Annotated in this window: 19 protein-coding genes; 12 read left to right on the top strand and 7 right to left on the bottom strand. The window is 62.0% G+C overall.

Annotated features, from left to right (window positions below; all coding sequences use genetic code 11):
• Positions 1-101 precede the first annotated feature (101 nt).
• The 9 genes from ygfZ (at position 102) to GCM43_RS22805 (ending at position 9,578) form a co-directional block, all read left to right on the top strand.
• Positions 102-1,178 carry a CAF17-like 4Fe-4S cluster assembly/insertion protein YgfZ gene (gene ygfZ / locus GCM43_RS22845; protein ID WP_193315719.1) on the top strand — a complete coding sequence of 359 codons (1,077 nt, stop codon included), beginning with the start codon at positions 102-104 and terminating at the stop codon, positions 1,176-1,178.
• 7 nt (positions 1,179-1,185) lie between these two features.
• Positions 1,186-1,476 (top strand): DUF4936 family protein, encoded by a 291-nt coding sequence (locus tag GCM43_RS22840; RefSeq protein WP_152248195.1) that lies wholly within the window; start codon positions 1,186-1,188, stop codon positions 1,474-1,476.
• Positions 1,467-2,204, top strand: a complete 738-nt coding sequence (locus tag GCM43_RS22835) for an NRDE family protein (RefSeq protein WP_152248194.1) — start codon at positions 1,467-1,469, stop codon at positions 2,202-2,204. The genes GCM43_RS22840 and GCM43_RS22835 overlap by 10 nt, the downstream gene beginning before the upstream one ends.
• A 273-nt stretch (positions 2,205-2,477) precedes the next feature.
• Entirely contained in the window at positions 2,478-3,479 is a 1,002-nt protein-coding gene (locus GCM43_RS22830; RefSeq protein ID WP_152248193.1) for a LacI family DNA-binding transcriptional regulator, read from the top strand.
• Between the two features lie 34 nt (positions 3,480-3,513).
• Positions 3,514-4,989 carry a xylulokinase gene (xylB, locus tag GCM43_RS22825; protein WP_226929632.1) on the top strand — a complete coding sequence of 492 codons (1,476 nt, stop codon included), beginning with the start codon at positions 3,514-3,516 and terminating at the stop codon, positions 4,987-4,989.
• Between the two features lie 24 nt (positions 4,990-5,013).
• A complete protein-coding gene (gene tal, locus GCM43_RS22820; RefSeq protein ID WP_152248191.1) occupies positions 5,014-5,967 on the top strand; it encodes a transaldolase in 954 nt (317 codons plus the stop codon).
• A 64-nt stretch (positions 5,968-6,031) separates the two neighbouring features.
• Positions 6,032-6,967, top strand: a complete 936-nt coding sequence (locus GCM43_RS22815) for an ABC transporter substrate-binding protein (RefSeq protein ID WP_152248190.1) — start codon at positions 6,032-6,034, stop codon at positions 6,965-6,967.
• A gap of 77 nt (positions 6,968-7,044) precedes the next feature.
• Positions 7,045-8,544, top strand: coding sequence for a sugar ABC transporter ATP-binding protein (locus GCM43_RS22810; protein WP_152248189.1), 1,500 nt, complete (start codon positions 7,045-7,047; stop codon positions 8,542-8,544).
• Positions 8,545-8,573: 29 nt separating this feature from the next.
• Positions 8,574-9,578, top strand: a complete 1,005-nt coding sequence (locus GCM43_RS22805) for an ABC transporter permease subunit (protein WP_152248188.1) — start codon at positions 8,574-8,576, stop codon at positions 9,576-9,578.
• A gap of 121 nt (positions 9,579-9,699) precedes the next feature.
• Here GCM43_RS22805 and GCM43_RS22800 read toward each other — a convergent pair whose 3' ends face one another.
• From GCM43_RS22800 to GCM43_RS22785, 4 genes are all read right to left on the bottom strand, one after another.
• Positions 9,700-10,128 (bottom strand): GNAT family N-acetyltransferase, encoded by a 429-nt coding sequence (locus tag GCM43_RS22800; RefSeq protein WP_152248187.1) that lies wholly within the window; start codon positions 10,126-10,128, stop codon positions 9,700-9,702.
• Positions 10,129-10,197: 69 nt separating this feature from the next.
• Positions 10,198-11,193 carry an NADP-dependent oxidoreductase gene (locus tag GCM43_RS22795; RefSeq protein WP_152248186.1) on the bottom strand — a complete coding sequence of 332 codons (996 nt, stop codon included), beginning with the start codon at positions 11,191-11,193 and terminating at the stop codon, positions 10,198-10,200.
• A 17-nt stretch (positions 11,194-11,210) separates the two neighbouring features.
• A complete protein-coding gene (locus GCM43_RS22790; protein ID WP_152248185.1) occupies positions 11,211-11,513 on the bottom strand; it encodes a Dabb family protein in 303 nt (100 codons plus the stop codon).
• A 61-nt stretch (positions 11,514-11,574) separates the two neighbouring features.
• Positions 11,575-12,753, bottom strand: a complete 1,179-nt coding sequence (locus GCM43_RS22785) for an acetyl-CoA C-acyltransferase (protein ID WP_152248184.1) — start codon at positions 12,751-12,753, stop codon at positions 11,575-11,577.
• A 231-nt stretch (positions 12,754-12,984) separates the two neighbouring features.
• Between GCM43_RS22785 and GCM43_RS22780 the strand changes: the two genes are divergently transcribed.
• Positions 12,985-14,685, top strand: coding sequence for an MFS transporter (locus GCM43_RS22780; RefSeq protein ID WP_152248183.1), 1,701 nt, complete (start codon positions 12,985-12,987; stop codon positions 14,683-14,685).
• A gap of 85 nt (positions 14,686-14,770) precedes the next feature.
• Here the strand turns inward: GCM43_RS22780 and GCM43_RS22775 are convergent, their stop codons facing one another.
• Together GCM43_RS22775 and GCM43_RS26435 are read right to left on the bottom strand one after the other, a co-directional pair.
• Positions 14,771-14,974 (bottom strand): hypothetical protein, encoded by a 204-nt coding sequence (locus GCM43_RS22775; RefSeq protein ID WP_152248182.1) that lies wholly within the window; start codon positions 14,972-14,974, stop codon positions 14,771-14,773.
• 137 nt (positions 14,975-15,111) lie between these two features.
• Positions 15,112-15,345: a LysR substrate-binding domain-containing protein gene (locus tag GCM43_RS26435; protein ID WP_264372672.1), complete on the bottom strand. Its 234-nt coding sequence runs from the start codon at positions 15,343-15,345 to the stop codon at positions 15,112-15,114.
• 157 nt (positions 15,346-15,502) lie between these two features.
• Here GCM43_RS26435 and GCM43_RS26530 point away from each other — a divergent pair, with 157 nt between their 5' ends.
• Together GCM43_RS26530 and GCM43_RS22765 are read left to right on the top strand one after the other, a co-directional pair.
• A complete protein-coding gene (locus GCM43_RS26530; protein WP_226929631.1) occupies positions 15,503-15,676 on the top strand; it encodes a DUF2798 domain-containing protein in 174 nt (57 codons plus the stop codon).
• A gap of 103 nt (positions 15,677-15,779) precedes the next feature.
• Positions 15,780-16,607: an alpha/beta fold hydrolase gene (locus GCM43_RS22765; protein ID WP_193315718.1), complete on the top strand. Its 828-nt coding sequence runs from the start codon at positions 15,780-15,782 to the stop codon at positions 16,605-16,607.
• Positions 16,608-16,788: 181 nt separating this feature from the next.
• Here the strand turns inward: GCM43_RS22765 and GCM43_RS22760 are convergent, their stop codons facing one another.
• Positions 16,789-18,876 (bottom strand): 3-hydroxyacyl-CoA dehydrogenase NAD-binding domain-containing protein, encoded by a 2,088-nt coding sequence (locus tag GCM43_RS22760; RefSeq protein WP_152248180.1) that lies wholly within the window; start codon positions 18,874-18,876, stop codon positions 16,789-16,791.
• Positions 18,877-18,890: the final 14 nt, after the last annotated feature.

Here is an 18,890-nt window from a genome sequence, read left to right as displayed (position 1 = left end):
AGCAAACACGGCAATTGGAGCGGTCGCCGACGCGAATGGCGCACAATCACTATAATGAACCCGTAATGATAATGCGTAATCGCTGATCTCTTATGGAAATTATGAATAATTGGAATCAATTTTTAGCTGACCAGGGCGCGCGCGCCAGTGGCACCGACCAACAGGCGCCTGCCGATTTCGGCCAGGCCTTGAGCGCAAGCGCTCTGCAGGCGGGCTTTGTTGCGCCGCTGGCCGACCAGGGCCTGATCGCCGTCGTGGGCGACGATGCCGCCAGCTTCCTGCACGGCCAGTTGACCAATGACGTCGAGCATCTGAACCAGCAGCAGGTGCGCCTGGCCGGTTACTGCACGCCCAAGGGGCGCCTGCTGGCCAGTTTCGTAATGTGGCGCAATGCTTCGACCGTCTATCTGCAACTGGCACGCGACGTGCAGCCGGCGATCCAGAAGCGCCTGCAAATGTTCGTGCTGCGGGCAAAGGCCAAACTGCATGACGCCGGCGCCGACGAGGCCACGCAGGTCGCGCTGGGCCTGGGCGGCGCGCAGGCCGGCGCGGCGCTCGCGCCATGGTTCGACAGCCTGCCGGCCGCACCATGGAGCAAGATTGAGCATGCGCTGGGCACGCTGCTGCGCGTGGCTGACGCGTTCGGCCATGCGCGCTATCAGTGGCTGATGTCGTTTGACACCGCCCTGACGGTGTGGCCACAGCTGACTGCCAGCCTGGCAAAAGGCGGCGTCGATGCCTGGCGCCTGTCGGAAATCCATGCCGGCGTGCCCCAGATCAGCCAGGCGACGCAGGAGCAATTCGTGCCGCAGATGGTCAATTTTGAACTGCTGGGCGCGGTCAACTTCAAGAAAGGCTGCTATCCGGGCCAGGAAATCGTTGCCCGCAGCCAGTATCTGGGCAAGCTCAAGCGCCGCACCACGCTGGTCAGCATCGCTGATGCTGGCGTGCAAGCCGGCGGCGAGCTGTTTGCGCTGGCTGACCCCGAGCAACCGTGCGGCATGGTGGTCAATGCCGCGTCCAATGGCGCCGGCGGTGTTGATGCGCTGGTGGAAATGAAACTGGCCGCCATCGAACAGGGTGGCAGCGCAGCAGGCGCGGTGCGCTATGGCTCGGCCGAGGGTCCGGCTGTGTCTTTCCTGTCCATGCCCTACGTGCTGGACCCGCTGGAGCTGTGAGCGCGCCATGAAAGATCTCTATATCTATTACCAGGTGCGCGAAGAGCAGGTGCAAGCGCTCGAAGCGCGCGTGCGCGCCATGCAGCACAAGCTGGCGCAGGACAGCGGCGTGGCGCCGCAGCTCAAACGCCGCCCGGAAACGAAGGACGGCCTGCAGACCTGGATGGAAATCTATCCGGTGGTGGGCGACAGCTTTGGCGCCCTGCTCGAGTCCGCCGTGCAGCAGGCGGAACTGCTGTCGCTGACGGCCGGCGCGCGCCATATGGAAACGTTCATGGACCTGCCCCCATGTGCCTGATCGTTTTCGCCTGGAAAGTCAATCCGCATGTGCCGCTGATTGCCGCCGCCAACCGCGACGAATTCTACGAGCGCGCCACCGCCCCAGCCGCCAACTGGCCCGAGCATCCGCACGTGTACGCGGGGCGCGACCTGCAGGCCGGCGGCAGCTGGATGGGCATTACGCAGGCCCAAGGCGGCCCGTCGCGCTTTGCCGCCATTACCAATATCCGCTGCCCGCGCGAACACCGCGCCGATGCCCCGTCGCGCGGTGCGCTGGTAGCGGATTTTCTGGCCGGCAGCATGTCGGCTGAAGAGTATATCGCGCAGATCCGCCCCGGCGCTGACGCCTACAACGGTTTCAATCTGGTGCTGGGCGACCGCGACACCCTGATCTGGTTCTCCAATCGCGGCGACGACGATGCGCGCAACGGCCAGCCTCTGGCGCCCGGTATCTACGGCCTGTCCAATGCGCTCTTGGACGCACCGTGGCCCAAGGTGCTCAAAACCAAGGCCCAGTTCGCCAGCCTGATGTGCCTGGGCGCGCCCGACGACGCCTATTTTGAAATGCTGGCCGACACCACCCGCGCACCCGACTTCCGCTTGCCCGACACCGGCGTGCCGCTCGACCTCGAGCGCGTACTGTCGGCCGTCTGCATCGAAACCCCCGGCTACGGCACCCGCACCTCCACCGTCGTCAAGCTGCATGCAGACGGACCGGGAGAGCTGCACGAGCTGTTGATCCAGTAGGTCGGATTAGGCCGCAGGCCGTAATCCGACAACACCACGAACGCCAACAATGCGGTCCGATGACGGCCCGACCGAACCTAACAACACCACGAACGCCAACAATGTTGTCTGATTACGGCCCCGCAGGGGCCTAATCCGACCTACGCCACCTGATGTTTTCAAAAAGAAAGCGCTTGCGCAAGCGCTTTCTTTTGTTTACGATATGTCCAAACGCGGCACCAAGCCGTATTCATACAGTAGTCCATAAAAATAAAAAATCAATCTGGAGACGCCATGGCCACCATGGAAGATGTTGCACGCGCGGCGGATGTATCGCTGTCGACTGTGTCCCACGTAGTCAATGGCACCCGCAAGGTCAGCCCGAAAACCGTTGCCGCTGTTAATGCCGCCATGCAGCAGATCGGCTATGTGCCCAATATGCTGGCGCGCGCGCTTGCCGGTTCCTCCTCCGGCACCATCGGCGTGGCCATTTCCGCCTTTACCAATCATTACTTCAGCGAAACCGTGCGCGCCATCGAGGCGGCCTGCACGCGCCATGGCCTGATGATGCTGTTTTCCGATACCCATGACGATCCCGCGCAGGAACTGAAGGTCGTACAGAATCTGCACCAGCGCCGTGTCGACGGCATCGTGCTGGCGCCGTCGGGCGACCCGCATAACCGCGCGCTGGAATACTTGTCGAGCAATAACATCGCCTCGGTGCTGGTCGACCGCATGTCGCCGCTGGCGTTTGATCAGGTCGGCGTGGAAAACAGCGAAGCGACGGCCGAACTGGTCAGCCACCTGATCGAACAGCACGGCCATCGCCGCATCGGCTTTATTGCCGGCGCACCGGGCCTGTCGACCACGGACGAACGGATCGACGGCTACCGCCTCGCCTTGCAGCGCGCCGGGATTGCCTTTGACAGCGACCTGCTACGCTGGGGCAACTCCAACCTCGAGCGCAGCGGCGCGGCCACGCGTGAACTGCTGGCGCTGGCGCAGCGCCCGACCGCCATCGTGGCGGCCAACAACCTGATGACCATCGGCACCATGCATGCGCTGCGCGACGCCCAGGTGGCTGTGCCGCAGGATGTGGCGCTGGCCGGCTTCGATGATTTCGACTGGGCCGATTATTTCAGTCCACGCCTGACCGTGATGGCGCAGCCGCTCGAAGAGCTGGGCGCGATGGCGGTGGATTTATTGATCGAACGCATTGCCAACCCTGCCCGCGCGCAGCATGTGCAGCGCCTGTCGCCTGTTCTACGTGTACGCAATTCCTGCGGCTGCGCCTGAAACCAAACCAGAACAACTATCCATGACTTCCGTGATTTCCCTGGGCATCGACCTGGGCACCTCCGAACTGAAAACCGTGCTGCTCGACAGCAGCGGCGCCGTGCGCGGCCAGGCATCCGTGCGACTCGATGTCAGCCGCCCGCAGGCCGGCTGGTCCGAACAACACCCGCAGGACTGGTGGCAGGCCTGCGTCCAGGCGCTGGGCCAGCTGCGCGCCAGTTTCCCCGAACAATTTTCCGCTATTGCCTGCATCGGCCTGTCTGGCCAGATGCATGGCGCCGTGCTGCTCGACGCCAGCGATGACTGCATCCGCCCGGCCATTTTGTGGAACGACGCGCGCGCGCATCTGGAAGCGGCCGAGCTGGCCGAACAGTATCCGCAGTTTGCGGCCGTGACCGGCAGTCTGGCCATGGCCGGCCTGACCGCCCCCAAACTGCTGTGGCTGAAAAAGCATGAACCGTCGGCCTTCGCCGCTGTCGCCTGCCTGCTGTCGCCGAAAGACTATCTGCGCCTGATGCTGACCGGCCAGAAGATCACAGACATGTCGGACGCCGCCGGCACCTTGTGGCTCGACGAGCCGGCGCGCGCCTGGTATGCACCGATGGTGGCGACCACCGGCCTGCGCCCGGAGCAGCTGCCGCCGCTGGTCGAGGGCGATGCCGCCACCGGCACCGTGCTGCCGGCGGTCGCTGAACAGCTGGGCCTGCCAGGTAATGTGATGGTGGCCGGCGGCGGTGGCGACAATCCGGTCTCGGCCGTGGGTATCGGTGCCGTCAACGCCAGCGACAGCTTTATTTCGCTGGGCACCAGCGCGGCTATCGTCTCGGTGACCGAGCAGCCCTTGGGCAATCCGGACGGCGGCGTGCACAGTTTCTGCCATGCCTTGCCCGGCCGCTGGTATGCCATGGGGGCCATTTTGTCCGGCGCCAGCTGCCTGCGCTGGGCCACCGGCGTACTGGGACAAAAAAATGAGGCAGCGCTGCTCGAATTGATCGAAGCGACCATCCCGCTGCAGCAGGCCGTGGCCAGCAACGCGCCGCTGTTCCTGCCGTATCTGTCGGGCGAACGCACGCCGCATAACGACCCGCAGGTGCGCGGCGCTTTTTTGCAGCTGGGCCATGAAAGCAATACCGCCCAGATGGGTTACGCCGTGCTCGAAGGCGTGGCCTTTGCGCTGCGCGACGCCATGGCAGCCGTGACTTCCACCGGCGCGACCGTGCCGCACTGCATGCTGGTCGGCGGCGGCGCGCGCAGCCAGTACTGGGCGCAGCTGCTGGCCAATGTGCTGGGCGTGGAAATGCGCACCCTGCACGACAGCGAACTGTCGGCCAGCATCGGCGCGGCCAAGCTTGGCTTTGCCGCCATCGGCGACACCAGCCTGCTGACCCAGGGTCTGGCCATCAAGAACACCTTTGCACCCGATATCGCGCAGCATGCGGCATTGAATGTGCGCTATGGTAAGTACCGCCGCCTGTTTCCTGCAGTGCAGGCACTGCATCAGGCGGCCTGACGAACTTCATAAAGGATAGAAACAATGAATCAACTGCAACAACTGAAACAATCGAGCACCGTGGTAGCCGATACCGGCGACTTTCTGCAACTGGCGCGCTTTGCACCGCAGGACGCCACCACCAATCCGTCGCTGATTTTGAAAGCGGTGCTGCAGCCTGACTACGCGCCGCTGCTGGAATCAACCGTGGCCGCCCACCGCAATGCCTCACTCGACGATATCGTCGACCAGGTACTGGTGCGCTTCGGTCTGGAAATTTTGAAAGTGGTGCCGGGCCGCGTGTCGACCGAAGTTGACGCCCGCTTGAGCTTTGACCGCGCCGCCACGGTAGCGCGTGCGCGCCGCCTGATTGCGCTGTATGAAGCGGCCGGCATCGGCCGCGAACGCGTGCTGATCAAGATTGCCGCCACCTGGGAAGGCATCCAGGCCGCGCGCGAACTGGAACAGGACGGCATTTTCTGCAATCTGACGCTGCTGTTCTCGTTCTGCCAGGCGGTTGCCTGCGCCGATGCCAAGGTACGCCTGATCTCGCCGTTTGTCGGCCGCATCTACGACTGGTACAAAAAGTCCGCTGGCGCGTCTTGGGACGAAGCGGCCCGTTCGCTGGCCAACGATCCTGGCGTGCAGTCCGTCACGCGCATCTACCAGTACTACAAGCAGCATGGCATCAACACCCAAGTGATGGGTGCAAGTTTCCGCAATGTCGGCCAGATCACCGCCCTGTCCGGCTGCGACCTGCTGACCATCAGCCCCGATTTGCTGGCCAAGCTTGAAGCATCCGATGCACCGTTCGAACGTGCGCTGGGCGTGGACCACGGCGCACCTCAGCCGGCTGTCAGTTTCGATGAAGCCGCTTTCCGCTATGCGCTCAACGACGACGCCATGGCGACCGAAAAACTGGCCGAAGGCATCCGCGGCTTTGCCGTCGATGCAGCCAAGCTCGACAAGATGATCGAAGCGCTGCGTCTGGCTGCCTGAACATTTTTTACCCGTAGTTTTTACCGCTGTACCGTTTGTTTCTATAAAAAAACCTGGAGATACCATGAAAAAAGTACTGATCGCTTCCCTGTTGATGACCCTGGGCTGCAGCGCTTTTGCTGCTGATAAACCGTTGAAATCGATCGGCGTCAGCGTTGGCGACCTGGCCAACCCGTTCTTCGTGGCCATCGGCCGTGGCGCCGAAGAAACCGCGCACAAGCTGGGCGGCCCTGGCGTGAAAGTCACCACCGTATCGAGCAAGTACGACCTGAACACCCAGGTCGACCAGATCGAAAACTTTATCGCCAACAAGACCGACATCATTATCCTCAACGCGGTCGACTCGAAAGGCATCGCACCGGCCATCAAGAAAGCGCGCAATGCCGGCGTGATCGTGATTGCCGTGGACGTGGGCGCTGTTGGCGCTTCGGCCACTGTGATGTCGGACAACACCATGGCTGGCGACGTATCGTGCGCCTACCTGGCCAAGCAGATCGGCGGCAAAGGTAACGTGGTGATCCTGAATGGCCCACCGGTGACCTCCGTGATCGACCGCGTCAATGGTTGCAAGAAAACCCTGGCCGGCTTCAAGGACATCAAGATTTTGTCCGACAACCAGAACGCTGGCGGCAGCCGCGATGGCGGCATGACCGTGATGTCGAACCTGCTGACGGCCCATCCGAAGATCGACGGCGTGTTTGCCATCAACGATCCAACCGGCATCGGCGCTGAACTGGCGATCAAGCAAGCCAAGCGCAGCGACGTGAAACTGATCACGGCAGTTGACGGCGCACCGGATGGCCAGAACGCACTGAAAAACAAGGCCGGCCTGTTTGCCGCCACCTCGGCGCAAAACCCGTACCGCATGGCCACCGAAGCGGTGCAGATGGGCTACGACATCATGAACGGCCGCGCGCCGAAGCAAACCATGGTGCTGCTGCCAACGCCGGCCGTGACCAAGGAAAACGTGGCCACCTACACCGGCTGGGTAAAGAACTGATCCGGCTGAGCTGAACCACGCGGCGCGCGCAGCCACCTTGGCCGCGCGCGCCAGTTTCACAGTTAGGAAGGACAGTCATGAGCGACGATATTATTTTTGAAATGCGCGGCATCGAAAAGCGCTTTGGCGCCACGCGCGCGCTGCGCGGCGTGCATCTGACGGTGCGCAGCGGCGAAATCCATGCCGTGATGGGCGAGAACGGCGCCGGCAAGAGCACCCTGATGAAAATCCTGTCGGGCGTCTACACGCCGGACGCCGGTGAAATCATTCTCGATGGCAAGCCGATTCGCATCCGCAATCCCGGTGAAGCGCGCGCGCTGGGCATCAACCTGATTTATCAGGAACTGAGCGTGGCAAAAAACATGACGGTGGCGCAGAACGTGTTCATGGGCAGCGAGCCCAAGGGACCATTCTTTACCGTCAAGGCGGCAGAAATGCGCGAGCGTACCAACGCCATCCTGGCTGATCTCGGTTCGCGTTTCAACGCCGACAGCATGGTGTCGACCCTGTCGATCGCCGAACAGCAGCAGGTGGAAATCGCCCGCGCACTGGTTCACAAGAGCCGCATCCTGATCATGGATGAGCCGACGGCGGCATTGTCGGACCGCGAAACGGAACAACTGTTTCGCATTATCGAAGAACAACGCGACAAGGGCCTGGCGGTGCTGTATATCAGCCACCGCATGGCCGAAGTGGAACGCCTGGCGCGCCGCATCACGGTACTGCGCGACGGCGCCTACGTGGGCGAGCTGGGCAAGGATGAACTGGACCAGAAAAAAGTGGTGCAGATGATGGTGGGCCGTCCGGCCGACGATTTCTACCAGCACCAGCGCCGCCAGTCGCATGGCGCCGAGCGCCTGCGGGTGGAAAACGTCGGCGCCGGCAAGGTACGCCCGGCCAGCTTCGTGCTGCATGCGGGCGAAGTAACGGGCCTGGCCGGCCTGGTCGGCGCCGGGCGCACCGAACTGGCGCGCCTGATCTTCGGCGCCGACAAGAAGCAATCGGGCCAGGTCTGGCTCGACGGCAAGGAAGTGCAGATCGGCGAGCCGCTGGCGGCGATTCGCCACGGCATCGGCTACCTGCCGGAAGACCGCAAGAGCCTGGGCCTGTTCATGCAGCTGTCGGCAATGGAAAACATGTCGATGAATATCCTGTCGCAACACGCCAAGGCCGGCGTGGTCGACCGCCGCGCACTGACCGACCTCACGCTAGCCTCGATTGCCAGCCTGAACGTTAAAGTCTCGGGCCCGGAAGGTATCGTCGGTGGTTTGTCGGGCGGTAACCAGCAAAAGGTACTGCTGGCGCGCTGGCTGGCGATCAAGCCGAAAGTGCTGATTCTCGATGAACCCACGCGCGGCGTGGACGTGGGCGCCAAAAGCGAGATCTACAAGATCATCCACCAGCTGGCTGACGCCGGCACGGCCGTGCTGTGCATTTCCAGCGAACTGGCCGAACTGGTCGGTATCTGCGACCGGGTGATGGTCATGTGCGAAGGCAAGATGACCGGGGAAGTGACGGGGGACAATATCACCCAGGAACAGATCCTGGCCCTGGCCACGCATCACGATGCAGCATAAAAACACAATATTGACAGGAGTAAAGCATCATGACAACTAACAGCAGTGCGTCCACCGCGCGCCAACCTCTCAACGCCTCGAACGTGATGCGCCGCCTGGGCATGTTGCCCGTGCTGGTGGTGCTGTATATCGCCATGTACGGGCTGACCGTGTATTTCTCGGGCAATGGCGAGTCGACCTTCATGAGCAGCACCAACACCATGAATATCTTCCGCCAGGTATCGATCAATATCGTGCTGGCCTCGGGCATGACCTTCGTGATCCTGACCAGCGGCATCGACCTGTCGGTCGGCTCGGTGCTGGCGGTGTCGGCCGTGGCCGGCATGCTGATGTCGCTGTCGGCGCAGTTCGCCGGCTTTTCGATTCCCACCTTTTTGCTGGTCGGCCTGCTGCTGGGCGCACTGAACGGCCTGCTGGTAGCGCTGGTCGGCCTGAACCCGTTTGTCGTCACGCTCGGCACCATGACTGCCTTGCGCGGCGCCGCTTATCTGCTGGCCGACGGCACCAGCGTGCTGAACACGGAAATCCCGAGCTTTGAATGGATGGGCAACGGCAGCTTCCTGGGCCTGCCGTGGCTGATCTGGCTGGCTGCGATGGTGGTGATCATTACCTGGTTTATCCTGCGCAAGACCACGCTGGGCCTGCATATCTACGCTGTCGGCGGCAATATCCAGGCAGCGCGCCTGACCGGCATCAAGGTCGGCATGGTCTTGATGTTTGTCTACACCATCAGCGGCCTGTTTGCCGGCCTGGGCGGCGCCATGTCGGCCAGCCGCCTGTATGCAGCGAACGGCAACTGGGGCACCGGCTACGAGCTCGACGCGATTGCGGCAGTGGTGCTGGGCGGCACCAGCCTGATGGGCGGCGTGGGTTCGGTCTGGGGCACCGTCATCGGCGCGCTGATTATCGGCGTGATGAACAACGGCCTGACCATCCTCGGCCTGTCCTCGTTCTGGCAGTATGTGGCCAAGGGCGTGGTGATCGTGCTGGCCGTGATCCTGGACAAATGGCGCCAGTCGCACGCGCAGAATTAAAATAAGGCATATCGTAGGTCGGATTAGCGGGGCAATGCCCCGCGTAATCCGACAACATTGTTGGCATCAAAGGTGTTGTCGGATTACGGCCCAAAGGGCCTAATCCGACCTACGCTCGATATTAGCCAAACACCAGCACCATCTCCACATGCGGTATGCCCGCCTCCTCGAACTGCTCTCCCCGCTGCACAAAACCATAACGCGCATAAAACGGCGCCGCCACCGTCTGTGCATTGAGCACGACGGAAGCATCGCCACGCGCGCGCGCCTGCTCCATCAATTGCTGCAGGATGGCGCCACCGATGCCGGTGCCGCGCCCTGCCTTGCGCACGGCCATGCGGCCGATATGGCCGTCGGGCAGCAAACGGCCGGTGCCGAGCGCGCTGCCGGCGGCGTCATAGGCCACGGCATGCAGGCAGACGGCGTCCATGTCGTCGAGTTCGATCTCGGCCGGCACTTTCTGTTCGTCGACAAAAACTTCAAAACGGATGACGGTGGCGTCCGGGCCCAGCGTGGCCCAGTCGCCGAGGCGAATAATGTGTTGGCTCATGATAAATAAAAAAATAGACAGGCCGGCATTGTCGCACGGCCTGCCCTTGCTGGTTCAGCGCAGATCAGCTCAGATCAGCTTGACCAGTTGCTTGCCGAAGTTACGCCCTTTCAGCAAGCCGATAAACGCTTCGGGCGCACTGGCCAGCCCCTCGGCCACCGATTCGCGAAATTTCAGCTTGCCCTCGGCCACCAGTGCGCCCAGTTCGCCCAGTCCCTGCGGCCACAGCTCTGGCTGCTCGGAGACGATAAAGCCGCGCACCGTCAGGCGGTTGATCAGGATCAAGCGGAAATTATCGATCGGCGTTGCCTCGCCGTTGTAGCCGGCGATCCAGCCGCACAGGGCGATGCGGCCAAACGCATTGGTGCGCGCCAGTGCGGCGTCAAACACCTTGCCGCCGACGTTTTCAAAGATGGCGTCGATGCCGTCGGGCGTGGCTGCCGCCAGGTCGGCTTCGAGATTGCCGGCCTTGTAGTCGACGCAGGCGTCAAAGCCCAGTTCATCGACCACATACGCGCATTTTTCTGCGCCACCGGCAATACCGACCACGCGGCAGCCCTTGAGTTTGGCCAGCTGGCCCACCACACTGCCCACGGCGCCACTGGCGGCCGATACCACCACCGTCTCGCCAGCCTTGGGCGTCATGATATGGTTCAGGCCGTACCAGGCCGTCATGCCGGGCATGCCGACTGCGCCAAGGTAAGCTGAGGCAGGAATCTGCTTGGTATCGACACGGCGCAGCATGCTGCCATCCGAGACGGCCATCTCGGCCCAGCCCAGCGTACCGACGACCATGTCGCCCACGGCAAATTTCGGGTTTTTCGATTCGACAACTTCGCCGACGGTGCCGCCGATCATGGTGTCATCGATGGCCTGCGAAGCAGCGTAGCTCTTGCTCTCGCTCATGCGCCCGCGCATATACGGGTCGAGCGACAGATACTGGTTGCGCACCAGCAGCTCACCATCCTTGATGACGGGCATATCGACAGTTTCAAGGCGGAAGTTCTCTGGCTGGACTTCGGCTTTGGGGCGTGAGGCGAGGACGATGCGTTGGAATGTGCTCATACAGGCTCCTGAAAAGTTTACACTTCGTAATCCATGCACTGCCGCGCTTCGCGCACGGCGGCAAAGAATGGCTTGATCTTCACGTGCTCGGGATGGTTCTGGTAGGCGTCCAGCGCTGCGCGGCTGTCAAACGCGCTGTAGAGCACGATATCGTACGTCGCTTCCAGGCCGCTCTGGGCCACGGCCACCTCGAACTCGACGATGCCGGGCACGATACTTGAACAGCCGTCGAGCAGCGCCTTGAGTTTCAAGGCATTGGTGCCGCGGTCGGCGCCTTCGGCGTGGTCTTTAAGTTTCCAGAAAACAATGTGCTTGAGCATGGTCATAACGATCAATGAATGAGCCGATACTGTAACCGCTATCGGCCCATCGTGCAGTGCGCTACACCACCTCGAACAGCCCTGCCGCGCCCTGCCCGCCACCGATGCACATGGTCACCACCACGTATTTCACGCCGCGCCGCTTGCCTTCGATCAGCGCATGGCCGACCAGGCGCGCACCCGATACGCCATACGGGTGGCCGACGGCAATCGCGCCGCCGTTCACGTTCAGGCGCGCCATCGGGATGCCCAGCGTATCGGCGCAATACAGCACCTGCACGGCAAACGCTTCATTAAGTTCCCACAGGCCGATATCGTCCACGCCCAGGCCGGCCTTTTTCAGCAACTTTGGAATCGCAAACACCGGACCGATGCCCATTTCGTCAGGCTCGCAGCCGGCCACGGCAAAGCCGCGGAAGATACCCAGCGGCTGCAGGCCCTTTGCTTCGGCCACGCGCGCATTCATCACGATGGCCATCGCGGCGCCGTCGGAAAACTGGCTGGCATTGCCGGCGCTGATCACGCCGCCGGCAATGGCCGGACGGATTTTCGCCACGCCTTCATAAGTGGTGTCGGCGCGGATACCCTCGTCGGCGGCAATCGTCACCTCGCGCGTGAGCAGCCTGCCGCTGGCCTTGTCGGCCACGCCCATAATGGTGGTCATCGGCACGATTTCGGCATCGAACAGGCCGGCAGCCTGCGCCGCAGCGGCGCGCTGCTGGCTTTGCGCTCCGTACTGGTCCTGGCGTTCGCGGCTGATGCCATAGCGTTTGGCCACCGTCTCGGCCGTCTGCAGCATCGGCCAGTACAGCGCCGGCTTGTTTTGCTGCAGCCACACTTCACGCAGCATGTGCTTGTTCATCTCGTTTTGCACGCACGAGATCGACTCGACACCGCCGGCAGCGTAGATATCGCCTTCGCCTACATTGACGCGCTGCGCTGCCAGCGCAATGGCCTGCAGGCCCGACGAGCAGAAGCGGTTGACCGTCATGCCGGGCGTGGTGACCGGGCAGCCACCACGCAGCGCGATCTGGCGCGCAATATTGTTGCCGGTAGCGCCTTCGGGAAAGGCGCAGCCAGCGATAACGTCTTCCACTTCGCCTGCCTCGATGCCGGCGCGTTCGATCGCCGCTGCCAGCACATGGCCGCCCAGCGTGGCGCCGTGGGTCATATTGAACGCGCCCTTCCAGGACTTGGCCAGGCCGGTGCGGGCGGTGGCAACGATAACGGCATCTTGCATGAGTGTCTCCTGATTCGATAGTGATCGGGTAAATGATATGGCAACGAGAATAGCACGATTAAGTACGGTCGTTCGCTTGCCCGCAGGGCAAAACACCTTGAAACAGGCGCAATTGATCGGGCATTTTTTGGTAAGTTTCGCGTAAGGTTACAAGAACACACTGCGTTCAGCTGTTGCAAGAATGGTCAAAAAGACCGCGGCGACGGTTCACTATAACTAGGGAGACAAACAATGGCTACACCATCCGGATCGGCCGACGTGCGGAAGATTTCCACCAAGGGAACTCCGATTACGCCGGAAGAGCGCAAGGTCATCTTTGCGTCATCGCTGGGCACGGTTTTTGAATGGTACGACTTTTACCTGTACGGTTCGCTCGCAACAATTATCGCCAAGCAGTTCTTTATCGGCGACCCCACCACCACCTTCATTTTTGCGCTGCTGGCCTTTGCCGCCGGCTTTATCGTGCGCCCGTTCGGCGCGCTGGTGTTCGGCCGCCTGGGCGACATGATCGGCCGCAAATACACCTTCCTGATCACCATCCTGATCATGGGCGCCTCGACCTTTATTGTCGGCCTGCTGCCGGGCCACGCGTCGATCGGCATTGCCGCACCAATTATCCTGGTGATCCTGCGCATCCTGCAGGGCCTGGCGCTGGGCGGCGAATATGGCGGCGCCGCCACCTATGTTGCCGAACATGCGCCAGAAGGCAAGCGCGGCGCATTCACGGCCTGGATACAGACCACAGCAACGCTGGGCTTTTTCCTCTCCCTGATGGTGATCCTGGGCACGCGCATGGCCACCGGCGAGGCGGAATTTGAAGCCTGGGGCTGGCGCATACCGTTCCTGGTGTCGGTAATCCTGCTGGGCATTTCGGTCTGGATACGCATGGCCATGAACGAGTCGCCGGCGTTTGCCAAGATGAAAGCGGAAGGCAAGACCTCGAAAGCGCCACTGACTGAAGCCTTTGGCCAGTGGAAAAATCTGAAAATCGTGATCCTGGCGCTGCTGGGCCTGACCGCTGGCCAGGCCGTGGTCTGGTACACAGGCCAGTTCTATGCGCTGTTCTTCATGATCCAGACGCTGAAAGTCGACCTGGCCACGGCCAATATCCTGATTGCGATTGCCCTGTTGCTGGGCACGCCGTTCTTCCTGTTCTTCGGCAGCCTGTCGGACCGCATCGGACGCAAGTACATCATTATCGGTGGCTGCCTGATCGCTGCCATCTGCTACTTCCCGATCTTCAAGGGCCTGACGCACTTTGCCAATCCGCAACTGGAAATGGCGCTGAAAAATTCGCCGGTGGTGGTTGTTGCCGATCCGGCTTCCTGCCACTTCCAGTTCAACCCGACCGGCACCACCAAGTTCCCATCCTCGTGCGACATTGCCGCCGGCTTTTTGACCAACAGCTCGGTCAACTACACCAAGGAAGATGCACCGGCAGGCTCGGTGGCCAAGGTACGCATCGGCGCCAAGGAATTTACCTCGTTTAATGCCACCATGACGGCCGACGGCCTGAACTTCGACGCCGACAGCAAGGCCAAGGAAGCAGCGTTCAAGAAAGAAATCGGCGCCGGCATCAAGGAAGCGGGCTACCCGGCCAAGGCCGATCCTGACCAGATCAACAAGCCGATGGTGGTGCTGTTGCTGTTTATCCTGGTGTTGTTCGTGACCATGGTGTACGGTCCGATTGCGGCCATGCTGGTGGAAATGTTCCCGACCCGCATCCGTTATACCTCGATGTCGCTGCCCTACCATATCGGCAATGGCTGGTTCGGCGGCCTGCTGCCGACCACGGCCTTTGCGCTGGTGGCCTTCAAGGGCGATATCTATTACGGCCTCTGGTATCCGATTATCGTGGCGCTCGGTACGGTCATTATCGGCACCTTGTTTGTTGGCGAAACCAAGGACAACGATATCTACGCCAACGACTGACGCTGAACTGCCCCGGCGTTGCCGGGGCAACAATGCAAAACGCCGCTGGCAAGCTGCCAGCGGCGTTTTTTTTCAGGCACCGCGCTTATTTCTCGCTGTGGCCCTGCTTGAGCTTGTCACGCTGCTGCACATACTCCTGGTAGCTGGTCTGGTTGCGCTTGCGGCAGGCATTGCGGTCATCGAAATTGTTGAGGCTGTTGCAGTATTCACCGATCTTGTCCCGGTTCGCGTCATACAGCACTTCACAGCCAGTCATGGCCAACAGACAGGGGACGATCAGATATTTCATTGCATCTCTCATAGCATGGTTGAATGAACTGCACGACAGAAAACGCCGATGGCAGCCGGGTAAGCCGCCAGCTTTATCTTAACCGCATCATGGCGCGAAGTACAGGCGCCCGGTTTTACGCCAGAACAATAAAATTCTCAGGTCGCCCTGTTATCCCCATCATCCGCGTCATCCTCGTCGTCATTGAGCAGCGCACTTTCGCGTGCAAACGCCGACAGATGCTCGAGCAGCACGCGCACGCGCGCCGGCAGATAGCGCCGCTGGGTCCAGACCGCGTACACATGGCGCGGCTGCGGCATCCAGTCGGGCAGCACGCGCAGCAGGCGACCGTCGGCCAGCTCCTGGCGGCACTGCAGCAGCGGACACAGCAAGATGGCATGAAGCTGACCCAGGCTGGCGTCAACAGGCCGCTGGCAAAATTGACGGGCGCCAGCACGCGGATGGCGCCGGACACGGCCGACAGGCTGGCGTCGAGCTGTTGGGTGGCATGACGCAGCGCATGCACCAGCGGACGGCACTGCTCATAGTATTGCCAGCCTTCGGCCGTCGGCTGCAGGCGGCCTGCACCCGGACTTCCTGCTGCGCTGGCGCCATGCCTTCCTGGCGGCCTGGCCGGTGGCGTTTTGCGCCGTGATGCTGTGCGCGCCGGCGGTACAGCAGGCCAGCCGCCAGATCGTGCAGCGCAAAAAACGCGATTCGTAACCAGCAGCAATCGATTTCCTTCTGTGTGGCGTTTCCAGTTGCGCATGATTTGCCTATAATGAGCTGCAAGTACGCCAGCTCATTTACCAAGTCTAGGAGTTTCATGCAGCATCTACCCGCCGCCCGCCCCGTGCGCGCCGTCCTGCTTTGCAGTGCTGCCTTTGCCTTATCCGCCTGCTCACTGTGGGGCGGCAAAACCGGCTCGCCGGCCATGGCCTCGTTGCCCGATGCTGATATTGCCTACCGCCTGGCCGGACATGGCAAGCTGCCGGTGGTATTCCAGTCCGGTCTCGGCGACAACAAGGAGGTCTGGGCCGATGTGCTGCCGGCCGTGGAGCAGCAGCATCAGGTGTTGACCTATGACCGTCCAGGCTATGGCGACAGTCCGAAGACGGCGGCGCCGCGCGACCCGTGCACGATTGCCGCCCAGCAGCATCAGTTGCTGGCAAAAACCGGCCTGAAGCCGCCGTATATCCTGGTCGGCAACGGCATCGGCGGCCTGTATCAATATGTGTATGCAAAAATGTATCCGCAGGACGTGGCCGGCCTGGTGCTGCTCGACCCGGTTCACCCGGAGCGCTGGCGCCGCCTGCAAAGCGAAGCGCCAACCTGGGCCATGGCGCTGAAAGCGCGCCAGGCACTGATACTGAACGCTGCCAAATCTGCCGAATTCGATGCGCAGACACAATGCCTGCAAGGCATCGACAGCAAGTCGCCGCTACGCGCGCCCGCCATGCTGCTGGTGCGCGGCAAGTTCGCCATCGAGGAAACCGGGCCATACGAAAGCGTGGTGCGCGAGCAGGAAAAAGACTGGCAGCGCCTGGTCGGCGCGCCCGCCATCGAGCGCGTGACCGGCGCCGGCCCGGCGATCCAGAAAGACAATCCGGTGATTGTCAATGAAGCGATCAGGATGGTGGCAAAGGCGCGGTGAATGGATCGGGGCTGGGATCCTGGCGCATATCATGTAGGTCGGGTAGGTCGGATTAGGCCGCAGGCCGTAATCCGACAACATTGTTGGCGCTTGCGGTGTTGTCTACGCGCGTAATCCGACAACTTTGTTGGTGTTAGCGATGTTGTCGGATTACGGCCCGAAGGGCCTAATCCGACCTACGTCAGCTGTTGAATCCCCTTCCCTCACCAGCCAGCCTGACCAGCAGCGGCGCCGGCGTCCATGCTTCGCCGTGGCGGCCCTTGGCGTAGCCTTCGATGGCGTCGAGCACATTGGGCAGGCCCACCGTATCGGCGTAGAACATCGGGCCGCCGCGGAACAGCGGGAAGCCGTAGCCGGTCAGGTAGACCATGTCGATATCGGAGGCGCGCAGGGCGATGCCCTCTTCCAGGATGCGCGCGCCCTCGTTGACCAGCGCGTACACCAGGCGCTCGACGATTTCCCGGTCGCTCACTGTGCGCCGCGCCACGCCGATGTCCTGCGAATGCTGAACGATCATGGCGTTGACCTGCTCTGAAGCTAACGCATTGCGCTCGCCCGGCTTGTAGTCATACCAGCCGGCGCCCGTCTTCTGGCCAAAACGGCCCAGCTCGCACAGCAGGTCGGCCGTTTTTGAATACGTCACGTCCGGCTTTTCCACATAGCGGCGCTTGCGGATGGCCCAGCCGATATCGTTGCCGGCCAGATCGCCCATGCGAAACGGTCCCATGGCAAAGCCGAACTGCTCCATCGCCCGGTCGACCTGTTCCGGCAGGCAACCTTCTTCGAGCAGGAAACCGGCCTGGCGGCTATATTGCTCGATCATACGGTTGCCGATAAAGCCGTCGCATACGCCCGACACCACGCCGGTTTTCCTGAGCTTTTTCGACAGCGCCAGCGCGCTGGCCAGTACATCCTTGCCGGTCTGCTTGCCGCGCACGATTTCGAGCAGCTTCATCACATTGGCCGGGCTGAAAAAATGCAGGCCGATCACGTCTTGCGGGCGGCGCGTAAAGCCAGCGATCTTGTCGAGGTCGAGCGTGGAGGTATTCGAGGCCAGGATGGCGCCCGGCTTCATGACCTCGTCGAGCTGCTGGAATACTGCCTGCTTGACGTCCATGTCCTCGAACACGGCTTCCACCACGATATCGGCCTGGGCAATATCGGCATAAGACAGCGTGCCGTTGACCAGCGCGATGCACTGCTCAGCTTTTTCCTGCGTCAACTTGCCTTTCTTGACGGTGCTCTCGTAATTCTTGCGTATCGTTGCCAGCCCCTTGTCCAGCGCTTCCTGTTTTGTCTCCAGTAGCGTGACGGGAATGCCCGCATTGGCAAAATTCATGGCAATGCCGGCGCCCATGGTGCCGGCGCCCACCACGGCGGCGCTGGCAATCGCCCGCACCGGTGTATCGGCCGGTACATCGGGCACCTTGCCGGCCACGCGCTCGGCAAAGAAAGCATGGCGCAACGCTTTCGATTCAGCCGACTGCACCAGCTGCATAAACAGCTCGCGCTCGAATTTCAAGCCGTCATCGAATTTTTTGGTGACCGAGGCCGCCACCGCCTCCACGCATAGCAGCGGCGCCGGGAACGGGCCGGACATGGCCTTGACGGTATTGCGTGAAAACTGCAGGAACGCTTCATGGTTCGGGTAATCGACCTGGCGATCGCGTACCCGGGGCAAGGGTCGCACATCGGCAACCTTGCCGGCAAAGGCCACGGCGGCGGCGCGCAGGTCGGCGCCCGGCGCCGTCACTTCATCGAACAGCGTCGTGCCGGCCAGTTTTTCGGACGCCACCGGCGTGCCCGAGACGATCATGTTGAGCGCCATTTCCAGCCCCAGCACGCGCGGCAGGCGCTGCGTGCCGCCAGCGCCCGGCAAAATGCCGAGCTTCACTTCAGGCAAAGCCATCTGCGCGCCCGGTGAGGCGATGCGATAGTTGCAGCCCAGCGCCAGCTCCAGCCCGCCGCCCATGCAGACGCTATGGATGGCTGCGATCACCGGTTTGGTGGAGCTTTCCACCACATTGATCAGCGTATGGAGCGTCGGCTCGGTCAGCGCCTTGGGCGAATTGAATTCCTTGATATCGGCGCCGCCCGAAAAGGCCTTGCCGGCGCCGGTGATCACAATGGCCGTCACGGCGTCGTCGGCCAGCGCCTGGCGGATGCCATCGACGGCTGCGGTGCGCGTCGCCAGGCCCAGGCCGTTGACCGGAGGATTATTCAATGTAATGACGGCAACAGAACCGCCAACCTCGTATGCAGCGCTCATTGTCTCTTCCTTAT

The organism is Janthinobacterium aquaticum (genome assembly GCF_009208565.1).
Lineage (GTDB): Bacteria > Pseudomonadota > Gammaproteobacteria > Burkholderiales > Burkholderiaceae_D > Janthinobacterium.
Note: the sequence above shows the minus strand (reverse complement) of the source record. Positions and strands in the feature narration are given on the sequence as shown.